This window comes from Saccharibacillus deserti (genome assembly GCF_013618475.1).
Classification (GTDB): domain Bacteria; phylum Bacillota; class Bacilli; order Paenibacillales; family Paenibacillaceae; genus Saccharibacillus; species Saccharibacillus deserti.
Genome location: NZ_JABJVN010000007.1, coordinates 1 through 17,734 on the forward strand (window position 1 = coordinate 1; position 17,734 = coordinate 17,734).

Genomic DNA, 17,734 nt, shown 5'->3' on the forward strand with positions numbered 1-17,734 from the left:
TCCCTGATAGCTCAGTTGGTAGAGCACTCGACTGTTAATCGAGTTGTCACAGGTTCGAGTCCTGTTCGGGGAGCCATATGGAGAGGTGTCCGAGTGGCCGAAGGAGCACGATTGGAAATCGTGTAGGCGTCTAAAGCGTCTCGAGGGTTCGAATCCCTCTCTCTCCGCCATATTTTTTACAGTAAGGCCCGTTGGTCAAGGGGTTAAGACACCTCCCTTTCACGGAGGTAACAGGGGTTCGAATCCCCTACGGGTCATTCTTCTTTTCGAAAGAGAAGAAGCACGAAAAAACATTTGACATAAGGCTGCTAACATGCTATAATAGTAAGCGTATGTGAAATGGAGGCTTAGCTCAGCTGGGAGAGCATCTGCCTTACAAGCAGAGGGTCGGGGGTTCGAGCCCCTCAGCCTCCACCATATAGTTATACACTCTGACGCGGGGTGGAGCAGCTCGGTAGCTCGTCGGGCTCATAACCCGAAGGTCGCAGGTTCAAATCCTGCCCCCGCAATTGCTTCACCTTATGGCTTGGAACCGTGGTGTAGGGGTTAACATGCCTGCCTGTCACGCAGGAGATCGCGGGTTCAAATCCCGTCGGTTCCGCCATTTTTATTTCTTCAAATGTTTGTGATCGGGTTGTAGGAAAACTGCGAGGCTCGGTAGCTCAGTCGGTAGAGCAAAGGACTGAAAATCCTTGTGTCGGCGGTTCGATTCCGTCCCGAGCCACCATTTGATAACCAAATATCCACACAATCAACAAATTGGCCGGTGTAGCTCAATTGGTAGAGCAACTGACTTGTAATCAGTAGGTTGGGGGTTCAAGTCCTCTCGCCGGCACCATTTCTTGAATTGTGGAGGCTTAGCGAAGTGGCCAAACGCAGCAGACTGTAAATCTGTTCTCTCTGAGTTCGGTGGTTCGAATCCATCAGCCTCCACCAGTTATAGGGGCATAGTTTAAAGGTAGAACAACGGTCTCCAAAACCGTTAGTGTGGGTTCAATTCCTGCTGCCCCTGCCATAGTAATTTCATATTTAACCCAAAGATTCATTTTGTATTTTGGCGGTCGTGGCGAAGGGGTTAACGCATCGGACTGTGACTCCGACATTCGCGGGTTCAATTCCCGTCGATCGCCCTTTTCTTTTTTGGGGGTTAGCCAAGCGGTAAGGCAACGGACTTTGACTCCGTCACGCATAGGTTCAAATCCTATACCCCCAGCCATTTTTATTAGTTTTTGAGCGGACGTGGCTCAGCGGTAGAGCATCGCCTTGCCAAGGCGAGGGTCGCGGGTTCGATTCCCGTCGTCCGCTCCATTTTTATTTTATGGCGCCATAGCCAAGTGGTAAGGCACAGCTCTGCAAAAGCTCTACCCCCAGTTCGAATCTGGGTGGCGCCTCCAGTTTTATTTTAAGAGAAAGTTTGTGCCCTTAGCTCAGCTGGATAGAGCGTTTGACTACGAATCAAAAGGCCAGGAGTTCGAATCTCTTAGGGCACGTTTTATATTTGCCGGCGTGGCGGAATGGCAGACGCGCTCGACTCAAAATCGAGTGGGAAACCGTGGAGGTTCGAGTCCTCTCGCCGGTATACTATAACGAAGAACCTGCATTTTGCAGGTTCTTTTTTTGTTATAATACAAAGAATATAAGGAAAGGAGCAGAGTTTATGTGGAAAGCCGCAGAGCGGAACCCCGGAGAAAACGGGAAAGATTATGCTTATCGGGTAATTCGTCAGAATATTATGGATTTGACGCTGGCCCCCGGTTTGGCTGTCAGTGAGATCGATTTGGCGGCTGCGCTTCAGCTTTCCCGAACACCGGTCCGGGAAGTCATGTCCAGGCTGAAAGAGGAATACCTGGTAGAGGTGATTCCGCAGGTCGGCACCTACATTTCCAAGATTCATGCACAGCTGATCGAAGAAGCGGCTTTTATGCGTTTTACGTTGGAAAAAGAAGTGCTGCTGCTTGCCTGTGAAAGTTTCCCTTTGAACCTCCTGTCGGATATGCAGCGAAATGTAGAAATGCAGCAAAAGAAGGTAGAAAAACTTTCTGCGGGTGCGGCTGCTTTTCACTATTTGGATAATGAGTTTCACCGGCTGCTTTTTCGGGGATGCGGAAAAGAACAGGTGTGGAACGCGGTTACCCGGCTGAGCACACACTACAATCGGATGAGACTGTTGTTCGAGACGGAGCATCCGGCTGAAGCCGCGATCCGGCAGCATATAGAGTGGATGGCTCTGATTGCCGGCGGGCAGCGGGAGGCCGTTGAATCGGCTGTCTATAGTCATATCCTAGAGCCTATTCTTCATTGGAAAACCCTGTTGGGGGACGAGCGCTATAAAAGTTATTTCAAGTCTTCCCATGGTTTTGAGATTTCCTCTTCGTCAAACGGTGTTTTTACAAGGAATGAAGACTGAGGCGGCCGTCCAAGTGCGGGTCTGTCGTCGACAGCGAACCGGAGAAGCGCAGCAGTGAGGGATCGAACTCTTGCAGGATTTAAACTGGCATGCTAGTATTCCAGTAAATCCGATTTTGGTATAGGGAGGGATAAGGGGTGGAAATGACGTTTCGCTGGTATGGCGACGAAGATCCGGTCAAACTGGAATACATCGCGCAGATTCCCGGTATGAAAGGGATCGTAAGCGCAATTTACGACGTGCCGGTTGGCGAAGTATGGCCGATTGAGAATATTCAACAACTGAAGAAGAAGGTTGAGGAAGTCGGACTTCGTTTAGCAGTTATTGAAAGCGTTCCCGTTCATGAAGACATCAAGTTGGGACTGCCTGGACGGGAGCGTTATATTGAGAACTATATCCAGACGCTTCGCAATCTTGGAGAAGAAGGAATCCCGCTAGTCTGTTACAATTTTATGCCGGTATTCGATTGGACCCGTTCGGACCTCGAGTTTGAACTGCCCGACGGGTCGACTACGCTGATCTACGAAGAAGAAACGATTCGCCGAATGGATCCCAAGCTTGGCGAATTGGCGCTGCCCGGTTGGGATACTTCTTACGGAGAAGGCGGATTGGGGCATCTGCTGGAGCAGTATGAACAGGTTGATGAAGAACGGTTGTGGGAGAACCTGGCCTATTTTATCGAACGCATTATTCCGGCTGCCGAAGAGAGCGGAGTCAAGATGGCTATTCATCCGGATGATCCGCCCTGGCCGATCTTCGGGCTGCCGCGGATCATCACGAATCGGACTAATCTGGAACGGTTTCTGAATCTCCACGAATCTCCTTATCATGGTCTGACGCTTTGTTCCGGTTCGCTGGGCTGCGATCCAAGAAACGATTTTGTCGAAATGGTGCGTTACTTCGGGGGAGTTCGCAATCGGGTACATTTTGCACATTTGAGAAACGTCAAGATTACCGGCGACAAGTCGTTCCATGAATCGGGTCATTTGTCCGAGAACGGCTCGCTCGATTTCTATGAGATCGTCAAAGCCTATACCGATTACGGCTTCGACGGACCGTTTCGTTCCGACCATGGACGGATGATCTGGGGAGAGACCGGCCGAGCCGGTTACGGATTGTACGATCGGGCGCTGGGAGCGGTCTACATCAACGGATTGGCGGAAGCGGCGAGCAAAGCCAAAGCGCAGCAGAATTAAAGTCAGAACGACATTCCGGCGGGGCAGAGTACAAGAGTATCCGACAAACGAACTGCTGGATGAACGAAGACATACGCCGAAGGGACGAAGCGTAAATGGGAAAGTTACCGTTTCATATTGACCTGAGCGGAAAAGTGGCTGTAGTGACCGGAGGAACAGGAGTGCTGTGCTCCGGGTTTGTGGATGCACTGGCGGAATGCGGCGCAGCGGTTGCCGTACTGAGCCGGAATCCCGAAGAAGCGGAAGCCAAAGCGCGGGAGGTCGAAGCCAAAGGCGGCCGGGCGATCGGAGTAGCGGCCGATGTGCTCGACAAAACGGCACTCCAAGCGGCACACGCACGGATTCTGGCCGAGCTGGGTCCCTGCGACATTTTGGTCAATGGAGCGGGCGGCAATCATCCGGGGGCTACCACGACGGAAGAATACTGGGAACCCGGCAGTTCCGCAGAACAGGGCGACAAGCACGTCGGTTTTTTTGATCTCGAGACGGAAGGCCTACAGTTTGTACTCAATGTCAACTTCCTGGGAACGCTGCTCCCCTGCCAGGAATTCGCACCGGATATGGCAGGGAAAAAAGGCGCTGCAATCGTCAATATTTCTTCGATGAACGCCTATACCCCGCTGACCAAAATTCCGGCATACAGCGGAGCCAAAGCGGCGGTAAGCAATTTTACGCAGTGGCTGGCTGTACACTTTTCCAAAGCGGGAATCCGGGTCAACGCGATCGCCCCCGGTTTCTTCCTGACGGCGCAAAATGAAAAGCTGCTCAAGCAGGAAGACGGGACACTGACGCAGCGATCATCCAAAATTCTGAACAGTACCCCGATGGGCCGGTTTGGCGAAGCGCATGAATTGGTCGGCACGCTGCTGTTTCTGGTCAGCGAAGAGGCGGCAAGCTTCGTCAATGGAGTCATTATTCCGGTAGACGGCGCTTTCTCGGCTTATTCGGGTGTATGAAGCCGCGCAAAATGCAATTTTACACTTAAGCGCTTTGAGAAGCAGAAGGTATGAACGGAAATGAAGTGAATCTGTAAGTAGCCGGCCCCCAAAATCGAAGCCCTGACAGGATTTCGGTTTTGGAGGCCTTTTTGCTGGGACGTCGGAGATCAACTTTAGGCCGCGCACGCTGCCGGCTGCTTGCCGACCTCACCACCCTATCGGGTACTGTTGCGATAAGCGCTGGGCGAGACACCGGTTGTTTTTTTGAATGTGCGGGAAAAGTGGGCCAGATCCATGCCGACACGATCCGCGATCAGCGAGATCCCCATATCACTCGAAATAAGCAGCCGTCGAGCCAGTTCGATACGCTTGTGCTGAACATAGTTCATAGGCGTGGTACCCATTTTTTTTTTGAAATAGGGGATAAAATAATTGGGATGAAGATGCACGATTTCCGCGAGGTTTTCGACTTCGAGCGATTTGTCCAGCCGGGCGTCGATATATTCGAGCACCGCAGCCAGTTTGCCCCGTTCGCTCTCTTGGATAAACCGGTCCATAAACCCGTCTTCGCCGCTTTGTTCCAAACAATGCGCGAGCAGCTGAAGCAGACAGGCTTTGACACGCAGGGCGGCGAAAGGTCCCGGATGCTCGGAGTGCTCGATCATTTCCCGGAATAGGGCTTCGATTGCCTGCGGATCGGCGGCATCGGCCAAGTGAAAAAAGGAGCCTGCCCGAAAAAGCGGCCATCCGCCGATTTTGGCATCAAAATGGCAGAAGTAACGCGAATACGGATTCTCCGGCGGAGTGAATCGGGTCTGAACGGCTCCCGCAGGCATAATGAACAGCTGGCCGGCACGAGGTTCGTAGCGAATCCCGTCCAGCGTAACCGCTCCTTCGCCTTCAGTCAGATAGTAGAGGCGATTGAAAGACGGTTTCTCCTGCGGAGCGTTCCAACCGTAATAACCCGCACGATAAAAAGCATGGGAGACATGCACCGTCAAATTTTCCAACAGGCGGCCAATCGTATCGGTGCGAAAATGGGATTCCGACTCGGGTTCAACCTTGCCGGTTCGTGAGTAAGAACGCATCCAATCCCTCTCTTTCCGTAAAGTTTCATTATCCGCAGTATACACCTTTTTAGCAAAAACACCTTAGTTTTGGACAAAAAGTTCTTAATCCTATTCATGTTCTTCGGCATCCGGCTGCGTTATTCTCAAAGAGATATGAGGCTCGGACCACAGCCGTCAACGATGGAGGGATAGATATGGAAACGAACAAAAAAGCAGAAGTGAGATTCGGCATTATCGGAATCGGCAATATGGGCAGCGCCCATGCGCACAGTCTCATCGAACGGATTGACGGGGCTGTCCTGACCGCCGTATGCGATCTGCGGCAGGAAAGGCTGGATTGGGCGGCACAGGCACTGCCCGGAAGCGTCAAACGCTACTCGGAACCGAAAGAGCTGATGCGCTCGGGAGAGATCGACGCGGTGCTGATTGCGACGCCTCATTACGACCATCCGACTCTTGCGGTGGAAGCGTTTCAATACGGGCTGCACGTGCTGATCGAGAAGCCGGCCGGCGTATATACCAAAGCGGTCCGCCAGATGAATGAAGCTGCAGCGAAAGCCTCGGAGTCGGGTCTGGTATTCGGGATCATGTACAATCAGCGGACCAATCCCCTTTACCGCAAACTGCGCGATCTGGTGCAAGCCGGAGAACTGGGCGAGATCCGCCGGACCAACTGGATCATTACCAACTGGTACCGTTCGCAGAGCTATTACGATTCCGGCGGCTGGCGGGCAACCTGGGAAGGCGAAGGCGGCGGCGTGCTGTTGAACCAGGATCCGCATCAGCTTGATTTGTGGCAGTGGACAACGGGGATGATGCCGCAGCGGATCAGAGCTTTTTGCAGCTTCGGAAAAAAACGCAATATCGAAGTGGAAGACGACGTCACCGCTTATGTGGAATATGAGAATGGAGCTACCGGATTGTTCGTCACGACGGTCGGCGAAGCGCCGGGCACGAACCGCTTCGAGATTTCGGGAGATAACGGCAAAATCGTGATCGAAGACGATAAACTCACGTTCTGGAGACTGCGGACGCCGGAACCGGAATTTAATGCGACTTACAAAGGCGGGTTCGGAGAACCGGAATGCTGGAAATGCGAAGTGCCGGTCGAAAGTGGAGGAGGCGCGCAGCACGAAGGCATTCTGAATAATTTTACCCGCGCGATCCGTTTCGGAGAAAAGCTGATTGCCCCGGGCGAAGAAGGCATCCGCGGATTGACCCTGTCGAATGCCATGCATTTGTCGAGTTGGACAGACGACTGGGTCGAACTTCCGATTGACGAAGAAGCGTACTTGGCGAAATTGAACGAGCGGATCGAACAGTCGACTTTCGTCAAAAAAACGGGCACGGAAGCGACGCTGAACGTATCGGGTACGCACGGGTAAGCAAAGTCGTTTGATAAACGGCAGGAAGAGTCGAACACGGGGAGGCGAAAATCCGATGAAAAGATCGACGATTGCCGCGCAGATGTATACGTTTCGGGAACAGGCACAGACGGAAGAAGGACTGGCGGACACTTTTGGGAAGCTGAAAAAAATAGGCTACGACGCGGTGCAGGTATCGGGGATCGGTCCGATCGACCCGCGCCGGGTGAAAGAACTCGCCCTGCGGCACGATCTGGCGATCTGCGCCACGCATATTCCGTACGACCGGCTGACCGGAGAACTTCGGGCGGTCGCGGAGCAGCATCGGCTGTGGGATTGCAAATACGTCGGGCTCGGCATGGTGCCGGACCGGTACCGCGGCAGCGCGGAAGGCTACCGGACGTTCGCGAAGGAAGCTTCGGAAATCGGGCGGCGGCTTAAACAAGAGTATGATCTGCAGTTCGTGTATCACAATCATCAGATCGAATTCGAACAATACGAAGGCAAAACCGCAATGGATATTCTGCTGGAAGACAGCGATCCGGAAGCCTTCGGGTTCGAGCTGGACATGTACTGGGTACAGGCGGGCGGCGGCGATCCGGCGCATTGGGCGCATAAGGTCAAAGGGCGGATGCAGGTGGTCCATCTCAAGGATATGCAGATCGTGGACGGACAGGCCGTTTTTGCGGAAGTGGGACACGGGAACATGAATTATCCGGCCATCATCGAAGCCTGCCGGGCGACCGGGGTGGAATGGTATGTCGTCGAGCAGGACGTCTGCCGGCGCGATCCGTTCGAAAGCGTGAAGATGAGTCTGGATTACCTGCATGAGCTGTTGGAGCGGGAGAAAACGATGTAAGGACGAACAGGAACCGGAAAGGGCGGGACAAACCATGGGACGAAACGACGGAATGAACTATGCACCCAAACACGAGGCGAAGCCGGTTGTCGGGCCGGGAGAATTCGTATTTGCGGCCGCGGCGCTGGATCACGGACATATCAACGGAATGTGCAACGGGCTGATCGAGGCCGGCGGCACCTTGAAATGGGTATACGATCCGGATCCGCAAAAAACGGCGGCTTTTATCGAGTCTTTCCCCGGCGTGCGGGCGGCGGATTCGCTGGAGGATATTCTGGCCGATCCGGAAGTTAGGCTGGTCGCTTCGGCTGCGATTCCGGCGAAGCGCGGACCGCTGGGCGTCCGGGTGATGGAAAGCGGCAAAGATTACTTTACGGACAAGGCTCCGTTTACGACGCTGGCACAGCTGGATGAAGCGGAAGCGTGCGCAGCCCGCACCGGGCGAAAGTATATGGTCTATTACAGCGAGCGGCTGCATGTCGAGAGTGCGGTCTATGCGGACCAGTTGATCCGTCAGGGGGCGATCGGCCGCGTCGTGCAGGTGATGGGCACCGGCCCGCACCGGCTGAACGCCGCCGGACGGCCGGACTGGTTCTTCCGCCGCGAAGATTACGGCGGCATCCTGTGCGATATCGGCAGCCACCAGATCGAGCAGTTCCTGCATTATGCAGGCTGCACGAGCGCCAAAGTGCTGCACAGCAAAGTCGGCAACTACAGCAACCCGGAATATCCCGAACTGGAAGATTACGGCGACGCGACGCTGGTCGGCGACAACGGAGCGACGCAGTATTTCCGCGTCGACTGGCTGACGCCGAAAGGGCTCGGCACCTGGGGCGACGGGCGCACGGTTATCCTGGGAACCGAAGGCTATATCGAGCTGCGCAAGTATACGGATGTGGCCCGTTCGGATTCCGGGGATCATGTGTACTGGGTAGACGGGGAAGGCGAGCATTACGAGCAGGTATCCGGCAGGGTAGGCTGTCCTTTCTTCGGACAGCTGATTCTGGACTGTCTGCACCGCACGGAGAACGCAATGACGCAGCAGCACGCGTTCACAGCGGCCAGGCTTTGCCTGGAAGCGCAGAACGCGGCGGTGAATACGACGCCGGATACGCTGCGCAAGCCGGCTGCGGAAGGTGCGTGAGCCCGATGGAGAAAACGGGAGCGGCCATTGTGGGATGCGGAACGATCTTCGAGCAGCACGCACGGGTGCTGCGCGCGATGGAAGAGGCGGAGCTGCGGTTGGTGGTGGATAGCGAGCCTTCCAAAGCGCAGCGCGAAGCCGGGGTCTACGGCTGCGAATGGGAACAGGATTATCGGACGATTCTCGAGCGGGCGGATATCGAAGTCGTTCATCTGTGCACGCCGCATCATCTGCATGCCGGGATGGCGGAAGAACTGCTGGCGGCGGGCAAACATGTGCTGACCGAGAAACCGGTCGCGCATACGCCGGAAGCGGCGGCTTCGCTGCGTACAGCGGCTGCGCGGAGCACGGCCCAACTGGGCGTCGTTTTCCAGAATCGGTACAACGAAAGTTCCAGAAAGATTCGCGAGACGATCGATTCGATGCGGCTGGGCCGTCTGCTGTGCCTGAAAGGCGCGGTGACCTGGGCCCGAACTCCCGGCTATTACACGGAAAATCCGTGGCGCGGAAGATGGGAGACGGAAGGCGGAGGACTGCTGATCAATCAGACGATCCATACGCTCGATCTGCTGCAGTGGTTTGCCGGCGGCGAAATCGAACGGATTGCGGGAAGTATCACCACCGATGTCTTGGGCGAGTATATCGAGGTCGAAGATACGGCCCATGCCTGTCTGGATTTCTCGAACGGCGTGCGGGCTTTGTTCTATGGGACAAACGCTTATCTGACAAACCGGCCCGTAGAGCTGGAGCTGATCTTCGAACAAGGCATTTTGCTGCAGCGGCAGGACCGGCTGTACCTGCTGCAGGGCGGCGAGGAAACGGAATTGTGCCGTCCCGCGCAGAGCGCTTCGGGCGCAAAGTCGTATTGGGGCGTCAGTCACGGGCTGCTGATCCAGGACTTTTACCGGCATGTTCGCGAAAACAAACCGTTCTGGCTTGATGCCGAAGAAAGCAGCCGGGCACTTGAATTGGTCTACGGGATCTATGAAGCTTCAAGACAAGCTGCGGGGATCCGAGATTCTGACCGGGTACAGCCTTCCTGAACAAGAAAAAAGCAAAGACTTTCGCAGAAGGCCTGCGGGAATCTTTGCTTTTTGGCATGACGTTTCATAAAAAGAGACATAAAAAAGCTCCGATCGCACCGCTGCAGGGCGGATCGGAGCTAGGATTTGAGGCCGGGTTGTTCGTTAATCGCCGTGTTCGTCCTGCGCGGCTTTGGCAGTTTTCGCAGGCATCGGACCGCTCATCGGCAGAGACTCGCCGATATCGAGCGTACCGTCCCCGCGATCGTTGTTCTTCGGACGCCGGGAGACAAGGACAACCAGATCGACCAACAGAACCGGAAGCGAGACGGAAGCCGGATATGCCAGGTAGCGGGACTGCCATTCCGGGAAAAATTTTTCTTTGTAGCGGCGCAGTCCTTCGAACCCGTAGAAATGACCGCCGTAGCGGAAAACGAGATTGGCGAATTTCTCCTCGCGCAGCGAGCTGCGGCTTTTGCCTACGCTCGACAGCGGAGCCATACCGAGATTGAACGTCTTGTAGCCTTGTTCCTTGGACCATTCGATCAATCGGGCAAACAGGAGATCCATGGTGCCGTTAGGCGTGTCGGGCAGATGGCGCATCAGATCCACCGAGATCGTTCGGCCGCCGTCGTAAGCCGGTGCCAGCGTTGCAAAAGCGACAATGCGCCTTTCCGGATCTCTCAGCAGGGCAAGCGGCGAACGCTGCAGATACGGCTCGCTGAACCAGCCGAGGGAGAAGCCTTTTTCTTTGCGGTCTCCCAGCCAGATATCGGATATGCGCCGCAGCTCTTCAAGCATCTCCGGGTCGTAAGGAGCCGCTTCTACCGAGAAGGTGTAGCCGTCCCGCTCGAAGCGGTTTTTGGCCGTGCGGAACGCCGTCATCTTTTTGCCCGAGAACGTGAACGTCTCAAGATTGATAAGCGCTTCTTCCCCGAGTTTGAAAAAGCGGTAGCCTTTCTCATGGTAGATCGACAGATAATCCGGCGAAGCCTGGTAGAACACAATAGACAACGCATACCGGTCGCCGAATACCTGGAACTCTTCGATCGCGTCGCCGACGCGTTTCTTCGACCCCAGCGGGTCGCCCAATACGACAAGCTTGTCGCGCGAACGGGCATAAGGGATCAGGACTTGGCCTTCCTGCGCCCAATAGAACTGCTTGTCGCCGAGGTAAAGCATATGCGAGAGCAGATTGCCTTCCTGATGCTGCAGGAACTCATCCAGCCGGCTCAGCTCTTCGCCGCACGGAAGCTCGGCATCCTGACGTTTGGGACGCAGCAGAACCAGAATCGAGAACAGAATCCATGCGCCTACGATTCCGCTTGCGGCAACCGCTCCGTATTCGTTCGGCTGCATGATCCATCCAGTCTGGAAATCGGGCGGAAGATGGTGCAGGAAGCGCGGACGGGACGAAGTGCCGATCAGATAATACAGTCCCGCGAGCAGCAGGGTGAACAGGAACCAGAGTCCGATTCTTTTGCGTGAAAGCGTCGCTCCGGAACGGTAAAAGCGCGCACGCGATACCCAGAGAAGCAGCGCCACGACCAGCAGGAAGATCGCTTCTTCGTAATCGAAAGCCTTGATAAAAGTGAAAACCGCGCCCGCTACCAGCAGCAGCGAGGTCAGGCGGTGCGCCCGGCGCAGCCTCAGGGAAATGCCGCTGGACAAAATAATGAGCATAAATCCGATAACGACCGAAATTTGCTGCGACAGCTTCAGCAGCGGAGTAGACAGAAAACGCGACATGAAATGCAGACGCTCGAACAATCCGGGCGTCGCCGCCGACAGCAGCAGGATGAGGCCGCAGGCAAGCACCAGCTTGCCCAATGCCCAGATTCCCATATCGCTCAGGAAGCCGAACTGGCCCGGCCAATTCCATAATCGCTGCCAATAGGCCGCCAGGCCGTCGTTTTCGCCGGGTACTTGGCCGCGGTCCGCTTCTTCGGTCTTGGCGGATACGGCGGCCGAAGCTTCGGCTTCGGGTTCGCCGGCGGCCGTTTCCTGGCGGATCGCTTTGCGGCGTCCCGGCAGAAGTTCGAACGCCGTCATGACGAGGGCAATCAGCCAAGGAATAATGAAGTAAAAGACGCGGAACAGCACGATGGTTGCCAAAGCCGTCTCCGGTTTGACGCCCGACAGCTGCAGTCCCAAGAGGGCGGTGATATCGAAAGCTCCGATACCGCCCGGCGCAAAACTGACGATACCGGCGATCGCCGCCACGCTGTAGATTCCCAGCGCCTGGGCAAGCGAAATATGATGCAGGAAATTCGAGCAGATCAGCCAGAAGGTAAGTCCGGCAAAAAACCATTCCAGCACGGAGGCCAATACCGAGCTTACAATAATGCTCCATGGCAAGCGCGAGCCCTGGCCTTCCTTGTGAAACCACTTGGCGAACAGTTTGGAACGCTGCATGATGAGGAAGATCGGCAGATAAAGCGCCATTCCCCACACGGCATAGACCAGCCAGCCGTGCTCGCTCAGCATCTGCTGGATCGGCATCAGACCGACGATTCCCGCCCAGGCCAGAACGGACAAGCCGGTGACCAGCGTCGGCGACAAAAAAACGATCGCCGGCGTGATCTGCGCCATCGTGATGCCGCTGCCCCGGTACAGCAGGGCGCGTACACCCGCTCCGGTGAATCCGGCAAAGCCGAGGAAGTTATTGAACGTATTGGATATCCATCCATAGCGGAAAGCGGCCCAATTGGTTACGTTCAAGCGAAAATGCCGGCAGATCAGAAAGTCGTATGTGCTCATGACCGAAACGGCGACCAGCGAGAGACCGAGAATTTGAACAATGGCTTCCGTCGGCATCGTTCGGATATCGAACAGGATGCGCGAGAAATTCAGTTTGCGCAATTCGCCTTCGCTCTGGAAATAGACGAAAGCGATCACGGCAACCGGAATCAGCAGCCGGACGATTTTCATGCGGTAAAGAAAAGCGAACAGCCGCAGAATCTGCAGACGTTCCAAAACAACTTTCGTACGTTTCATAAAGTCACCTACAATTTAGAAAGAGTTAAGTTCATATTCATATTAGAAGGAATCAAACTCATACAATTTTTCCCAACGGTATACGCCCAATAAATCTTAACATAAAACCCCCATTCCCGAACCGAACATCTTTGTAACTTTTTCGCGGCCGTTTTATGCAGGGAAAGTGACTCTCATCGGCTCTTAACTGCGTCCCTACCTTATATCGACGATTGCAAGGCGAATGTTCACTGCCTTTTTACCCGATCCGTTCTACATATACGCGCAAAGGTCTGGGGGGTTCCCCGCCTCAGGTCCAGGTTCAAAAACCGCCTGCGGTCCGTTTTGTTAAAGGGTTCGGACGTCTAGAATAAAGGCATAAGGAAATTGATTCACGAGAGGCGGTGAAAAGTTAATGAGAAGCATGAAACTTAATATCCCGGCTATCGTACTTTTGGTACTGGGAGCGCTGATTCTGTTCGGAAAGTTGGGAGGTTTCGTCGAGTTCCTGTTCGCAGCCGCGATCTTCGCGCTCGGATACTACGGAATCAAGACGGGCAAAACCTTTCTGGGCTGGCTGCTGCTGATTGTCGGAGGATGCATGCTGCTGGCAAAGCTGTCCTGGCTGATCGGACCTCTGCTCGGGATTGCCCTGATCGCGGCAGGTATCGTATGGATCGCAGGCAAACGTTCGAACAGCCGCAGCGGTTTCGGAGGCTAATGCCCCGGCCGCTCGGAAGTTCCCGGAAAAGACTGGAAGAACCGAAATCACGCGGAGGAGGGAAAAAAGCCGAATGAGCATGTTCAAACGAATGAGAGACATTACGTTGGCCACTCTTAACGATAAGCTTGAAGAAAGTCAGGATCCGGTACGGATTATCGATCAATTCCTGGTCGAGACGCGGCAGGAACTCGGCGAGGTGCAGCGCCTGCATGATCAGTGCGCGCACCACAGCAAACAGCTTCGGCAGCAGGTCGACCATGCGAAGTCGATGCGCGAAAAGCGCGAAGAACAAGCGATGCTGGCACTCAAAGCCGAAGAGGAAACGATCGCCAAACTGGCGCTGCAGGAAAAGATGCTGTACGAGGAAAAAGAACGCCAGTATCTCGAACTGTGGGACCAAAGTCAGGAGACGCTTAACGAACTCGGCGAGCAGTTGAATGTCCTTCGGAACGAATACCAGACCGTATACAACAAACGTCAGTACTATTATGCACGGATGGAGACGCTGCGTCTGCAGCAGCGGCTTAACCGCCGGGGCGGCGGGTACGGCTCGGACGTACCGAAGATGTTCGACCGCCTGGACGACCAGATGTCTTCGATCGAATACGAAACCTACAGCCTGCGGGATATCCGCAAGCTGGGACAGGAAGCCTCCCGTCAAATCGGTGAAGTGGGCAGCCTTCTCGAAGAAGAGATGGCCCGCCTGAAAGAAAAACTGAAACGGGGCGAAGGAAAGGAGTAAGCGAGGATGAATAGACTGTACCGCTCGACCCAGGACCGAATGCTTACCGGACTCTGCGGCGGACTTGCGCAAGAATTCGGCGTCAATCCCACGCTGCTCCGCATTCTGTTCCTGGCAGCCATTCCGCTGACCAGCGGAGCGATGCTGCCGATCTACTTCATCGCTTCGCTCGTGATTCCGAAAGCTCCGCCATCGTACTATCCGTACGGACCCGACGCTTACGGCCGCGATCCTTACGCCGGAGATGCGTATGGCCAAGGCCCTTACAGAGGCGAACGCGAAGCGCACGGTACCCGTTTCCCGGGACCCCAAGATCCGCGGGCACCGAGACCTCTCGGTCCGGAACGCGAGTTCGAACGTCCGTTTCCGCCAAGTCGGCCGCAGATGCAGCGCGCCGAGCTGAAGAAACGGGATGTGCCGGACTCCGGAATCGATGCAATGATGGAAGATATCGAGAAGAAGGCGCTCAAGAAAGAACTGGAAGAACTCAAACACAAGCTGTCCAAATACGAGAACGACAATTCGAAAGGGGATTTATAAAATGGGAGTATTCAAAAGACTGCGCGACATGACGAAGGCATCGGTAAACGAAATGTTGGACAAGGTGGAAGACCCGATCGTGATGCTTAACCAGTACCTGCGTGACATGGAAGAAGAAATTCATCAAGCCGAAGTGACGGTAGCCAAACAAATGGCCAACGAGCGCCGTATGAAACAGCGTCTCGAAGAAGCTTACCGGATGTCCGGCCAGCGCGAGTCTCAGGCGGAAGCGGCATTGAAAAACGGCCAGGAAGAAGCGGCCCGCAAACTGCTGGAAGAAAAGATCTACTTCGATCAAAGAATTACGGAGTATCAGGATCTGCATGCCCAGGCCGAAGTTCAGGTATCCGATCTGATGCGCCAGCTGCACGAAATGAAAGACGAGTTCTACCAAATGCGCAACAAGCGCAATGAACTGGTTGCCCGTGCACAAATGGCAAAAGCCAAAAAGCAGATGGCCCAGGTCAACCCGGTCTACGCGATCGACAAAGGCACTTCTTCGTCGGGCTTCCGCCGGATGGAAGAGAAGATCATGCAGATGGAAGCCGAAGCCGATGTGCTCCGCACGCCTTACGGCAGCTCGAGCCGTCCGTCCGCCTACTTCAGCCCGGTCGATGCGCAGAAGCAGCTTCAAGTCGACGAGCAGCTGAGCGCGCTCAAGAACAAGCTTAACGGCGGCCAAAGTTCGCCTGCCCTTACCAAAGGCGACGAGCAGTAAGAACGATAAAGCCACACACCCGGCTCGAACTGTGATATAGTAGGAACGGATTTGCAGGCGGGGACAGATTCGTTCTCCGCAGCGGACAGGCTGCAGGAATCACGGACCGTACGATACGGCTTCCGGCTCAAATAGTCAAATCAAAGGCGAAGCCATACGGTCTATACCGTTATGGCTTTTGCTACGCTTGGAAGAAGAAACGCACCCTATCAAAAATCAACACGGCAGGAGGAGGAGCGGCATGAAAACTCAAAAACGCACATGGGCGATCGTCCTGATCGCCGCCGGCATGCTGATGCTGCTCGGCAGATGGATCAGCCCGCTGTCGCTGGTCGCTCTCCTCGTGCTGTGTTACGGCATTTACACCCTGAGAGCGGGACGGATTTCGTTTGGATACAAGGCTCTTGCGATCGGAATGGGACTGCTGCTGCTTGACCATATCGTGATGCTGCTCGGAGGCCTGCTTCTCTCGGTAGGCATCTTCTATGCCAGAGCGCGCGAACTGCATGAAGGCCGCCCCTACGGGCGACGCCTCGAGATCGCTTCGCAGCTTCACCGCGAACACGAAGCTTGGGTACCGGAACCGGTCAGCCTCTGGCATCTGGTGGGCGACCTGAACTGCGATTTCTCGCTGGCTCTGCCGGCGGAACCGGATACGGTAATCCATCTGCAGGGAGTCATCGGAGATGCGGATCTGACCTTTCCGGAAGAATACGGTCTGGAACTCGATGTGTTTCTCGGCTACGGCAAAGTCAGTTTCGACGGAAAAGGCCGCAGCGGCATGCTGAACAAATTTGTCTGGCGTTCCCCGGGATACGAGCTCAGCGAGCAAAAAGTCAGGGTCGTCCTGGCTTATGCGGCCGGCGACGTGACGATCCGCATGAACTGACAAGCCGTGTGGGAATAACGTTCGAACGGAGCAGGCGTAACGGGTACAGAAACGGAAGGCGGTGAAGAAGCCGGGTGAACGGAGCGCGAAAGTTGAGGAAATCGAATACGATCGTTCGGGGAATGGGATCGGGGATGCTGCTGGCTTTTATCGTGCTGCTGGCGGCGCTCTATGTCCTCTACTCCTACAAGCTGCTGGACGTGCCGGATACGTGGACCTGGCCGTTCAAGCTCCGCGCCGGATTGACCCTGCTCGCGGTCTGTGTGACCGTCGGGGCGCTGTATGGGTTGTACCGATCGATTCAGATCAAGATTCAATACGATCGTCTTCAAGATACGCTGCTCCATTGGGAAAAAGGCAATCCGGCGCGTCCCGTCGGTCCGCTCGGCGGCGAAATGGAAGCGTTGGCCGGACAGCTCGAACGCATCGGCAAAAAGTGGGAAGACCAGGTCAGTTCGCTGCAGCGCCTGTCGACCCACAATGCGCAGCTGGCCGAACAGGCCCGCGTATCGGCGATTGTCGAAGAACGGCAGCGCCTTGCCCGCGAGCTGCACGATGCGGTCTCGCAGCAGCTGTTTGCGATCTCGATGACGGCGACCGCGGTGGGCCGGACTTTTGAAAAAGATCTGTCCAGAGCCAGGCGCCAGGTGGAGCTGATCGAGGAAATGGCTTCCGTCGCCCAGTCCGAGATGCGGGCGCTGCTGCTGCACCTGCGTCCGGTATATCTCGAAGGCAAGCCGCTGTACCAGGGACTCAGCGAGCTGGTGCGCGAGATCCAGGCCAAAGCGCAGATGGAAATCAAGCTGGAGATGGATGCCGGACTGGAACTGGTCAAAGGAATCGAAAACCATCTGTTTCGCATCGTGCAGGAAGCGCTCTCGAATACGCTTCGTCACGCCAAAGCGGACAAGATGGAGATCATGATCGTGCGCCGGAGCGATGCGCTGCGCATGTCACTCAAAGATAACGGGGTCGGCTTTGAATTGGACGACAAAAAGCAGGCGTCTTACGGACTGTCCCTGATGCAGGAACGGGTCAGCGAGATCGGCGGTTCGATCCGCTATATTACCGCGCCGGGAAAAGGAACGCGGATCGAGCTGACCGTGCCGCTGGTAAACGGGGGACAAAGAGGGAGCGAGGAATAG

15 protein-coding genes and 16 tRNA genes are annotated in these 17,734 nt (G+C 55.3%); 29 read left to right on the forward strand and 2 right to left on the reverse strand.

Annotated elements, in window-relative coordinates:
* The 19 genes from HOP44_RS16635 (at position 1) to HOP44_RS16725 (ending at position 4,559) form a co-directional block, all read left to right on the forward strand.
* Positions 1-76, forward strand: a tRNA-Asn gene (locus tag HOP44_RS16635).
* Positions 77-79: 3 nt separating this feature from the next.
* Positions 80-170: transfer RNA gene (locus HOP44_RS16640), tRNA-Ser, on the forward strand.
* A gap of 15 nt (positions 171-185) precedes the next feature.
* Positions 186-257 (forward strand) — tRNA-Glu (locus HOP44_RS16645).
* Positions 258-341: 84 nt separating this feature from the next.
* Positions 342-417, forward strand: a tRNA-Val gene (locus HOP44_RS16650).
* Positions 418-435: 18 nt separating this feature from the next.
* Positions 436-509 (forward strand) — tRNA-Met (locus tag HOP44_RS16655).
* A 19-nt stretch (positions 510-528) separates the two neighbouring features.
* Positions 529-604 (forward strand) — tRNA-Asp (locus tag HOP44_RS16660).
* Positions 605-651: 47 nt separating this feature from the next.
* A tRNA-Phe gene (locus HOP44_RS16665) sits at positions 652-727 on the forward strand.
* A gap of 35 nt (positions 728-762) precedes the next feature.
* Positions 763-838, forward strand: a tRNA-Thr gene (locus HOP44_RS16670).
* A 13-nt stretch (positions 839-851) separates the two neighbouring features.
* Positions 852-936: transfer RNA gene (locus tag HOP44_RS16675), tRNA-Tyr, on the forward strand.
* 5 nt (positions 937-941) lie between these two features.
* Positions 942-1,015: transfer RNA gene (locus HOP44_RS16680), tRNA-Trp, on the forward strand.
* 42 nt (positions 1,016-1,057) lie between these two features.
* Positions 1,058-1,130: transfer RNA gene (locus tag HOP44_RS16685), tRNA-His, on the forward strand.
* Between the two features lie 11 nt (positions 1,131-1,141).
* A tRNA-Gln gene (locus tag HOP44_RS16690) sits at positions 1,142-1,216 on the forward strand.
* A gap of 17 nt (positions 1,217-1,233) precedes the next feature.
* A tRNA-Gly gene (locus tag HOP44_RS16695) sits at positions 1,234-1,308 on the forward strand.
* A 12-nt stretch (positions 1,309-1,320) separates the two neighbouring features.
* Positions 1,321-1,394 (forward strand) — tRNA-Cys (locus HOP44_RS16700).
* A 22-nt stretch (positions 1,395-1,416) separates the two neighbouring features.
* Positions 1,417-1,490: transfer RNA gene (locus tag HOP44_RS16705), tRNA-Arg, on the forward strand.
* A 10-nt stretch (positions 1,491-1,500) separates the two neighbouring features.
* Positions 1,501-1,579: transfer RNA gene (locus HOP44_RS16710), tRNA-Leu, on the forward strand.
* A 78-nt stretch (positions 1,580-1,657) separates the two neighbouring features.
* The gene (locus HOP44_RS16715) at positions 1,658-2,407 is read left to right on the forward strand and encodes a GntR family transcriptional regulator (RefSeq protein ID WP_172255344.1); all 750 of its coding nucleotides are present in this window, start codon (positions 1,658-1,660) and stop codon (positions 2,405-2,407) included.
* 137 nt (positions 2,408-2,544) lie between these two features.
* Complete coding sequence (gene uxuA / locus HOP44_RS16720) at positions 2,545-3,603, forward strand: mannonate dehydratase (protein WP_172255346.1); 1,059 nt, start codon at positions 2,545-2,547, stop codon at positions 3,601-3,603.
* Positions 3,604-3,698: 95 nt separating this feature from the next.
* The gene (locus tag HOP44_RS16725) at positions 3,699-4,559 is read left to right on the forward strand and encodes an SDR family oxidoreductase (RefSeq protein WP_172255348.1); all 861 of its coding nucleotides are present in this window, start codon (positions 3,699-3,701) and stop codon (positions 4,557-4,559) included.
* Between the two features lie 197 nt (positions 4,560-4,756).
* Here HOP44_RS16725 and HOP44_RS16730 read toward each other — a convergent pair whose 3' ends face one another.
* Positions 4,757-5,629 carry an AraC family transcriptional regulator gene (locus tag HOP44_RS16730; RefSeq protein WP_172255350.1) on the reverse strand — a complete coding sequence of 291 codons (873 nt, stop codon included), beginning with the start codon at positions 5,627-5,629 and terminating at the stop codon, positions 4,757-4,759.
* 176 nt (positions 5,630-5,805) lie between these two features.
* Here HOP44_RS16730 and HOP44_RS16735 point away from each other — a divergent pair, with 176 nt between their 5' ends.
* From HOP44_RS16735 to HOP44_RS16750, 4 genes are read left to right on the forward strand one after another with little or no spacing between them, the layout of a single operon-like run.
* Positions 5,806-6,996 (forward strand): Gfo/Idh/MocA family protein, encoded by a 1,191-nt coding sequence (locus tag HOP44_RS16735; RefSeq protein ID WP_172255352.1) that lies wholly within the window; start codon positions 5,806-5,808, stop codon positions 6,994-6,996.
* A gap of 55 nt (positions 6,997-7,051) precedes the next feature.
* Positions 7,052-7,834 carry a sugar phosphate isomerase/epimerase family protein gene (locus HOP44_RS16740; protein ID WP_172255354.1) on the forward strand — a complete coding sequence of 261 codons (783 nt, stop codon included), beginning with the start codon at positions 7,052-7,054 and terminating at the stop codon, positions 7,832-7,834.
* 34 nt (positions 7,835-7,868) lie between these two features.
* Positions 7,869-8,978, forward strand: coding sequence for a Gfo/Idh/MocA family protein (locus HOP44_RS16745; RefSeq protein ID WP_172255356.1), 1,110 nt, complete (start codon positions 7,869-7,871; stop codon positions 8,976-8,978).
* Between the two features lie 5 nt (positions 8,979-8,983).
* Entirely contained in the window at positions 8,984-10,021 is a 1,038-nt protein-coding gene (locus HOP44_RS16750) for a Gfo/Idh/MocA family protein (protein ID WP_172255358.1), read from the forward strand.
* A 144-nt stretch (positions 10,022-10,165) separates the two neighbouring features.
* Here the strand turns inward: HOP44_RS16750 and mprF are convergent, their stop codons facing one another.
* Positions 10,166-12,997 carry a bifunctional lysylphosphatidylglycerol flippase/synthetase MprF gene (gene mprF, locus HOP44_RS16755; RefSeq protein ID WP_172255360.1) on the reverse strand — a complete coding sequence of 944 codons (2,832 nt, stop codon included), beginning with the start codon at positions 12,995-12,997 and terminating at the stop codon, positions 10,166-10,168.
* A 394-nt stretch (positions 12,998-13,391) separates the two neighbouring features.
* On the opposite strand from mprF, the gene HOP44_RS16760 reads away from it, so the two are divergent.
* From HOP44_RS16760 to HOP44_RS16785, 6 genes are all read left to right on the forward strand, one after another.
* Positions 13,392-13,697: a hypothetical protein gene (locus HOP44_RS16760; RefSeq protein WP_172255362.1), complete on the forward strand. Its 306-nt coding sequence runs from the start codon at positions 13,392-13,394 to the stop codon at positions 13,695-13,697.
* Between the two features lie 73 nt (positions 13,698-13,770).
* Positions 13,771-14,442 (forward strand): PspA/IM30 family protein, encoded by a 672-nt coding sequence (locus HOP44_RS16765; protein WP_172255364.1) that lies wholly within the window; start codon positions 13,771-13,773, stop codon positions 14,440-14,442.
* A gap of 6 nt (positions 14,443-14,448) precedes the next feature.
* Entirely contained in the window at positions 14,449-14,982 is a 534-nt protein-coding gene (locus HOP44_RS16770; protein WP_172255366.1) for a PspC domain-containing protein, read from the forward strand.
* A gap of 1 nt (position 14,983) precedes the next feature.
* A complete protein-coding gene (locus HOP44_RS16775) occupies positions 14,984-15,700 on the forward strand; it encodes a PspA/IM30 family protein (RefSeq protein ID WP_172200568.1) in 717 nt (238 codons plus the stop codon).
* A 241-nt stretch (positions 15,701-15,941) separates the two neighbouring features.
* Entirely contained in the window at positions 15,942-16,589 is a 648-nt protein-coding gene (gene liaF / locus HOP44_RS16780; protein ID WP_172255368.1) for a cell wall-active antibiotics response protein LiaF, read from the forward strand.
* A 122-nt stretch (positions 16,590-16,711) separates the two neighbouring features.
* A complete protein-coding gene (locus HOP44_RS16785) occupies positions 16,712-17,734 on the forward strand; it encodes a sensor histidine kinase (protein WP_172255863.1) in 1,023 nt (340 codons plus the stop codon).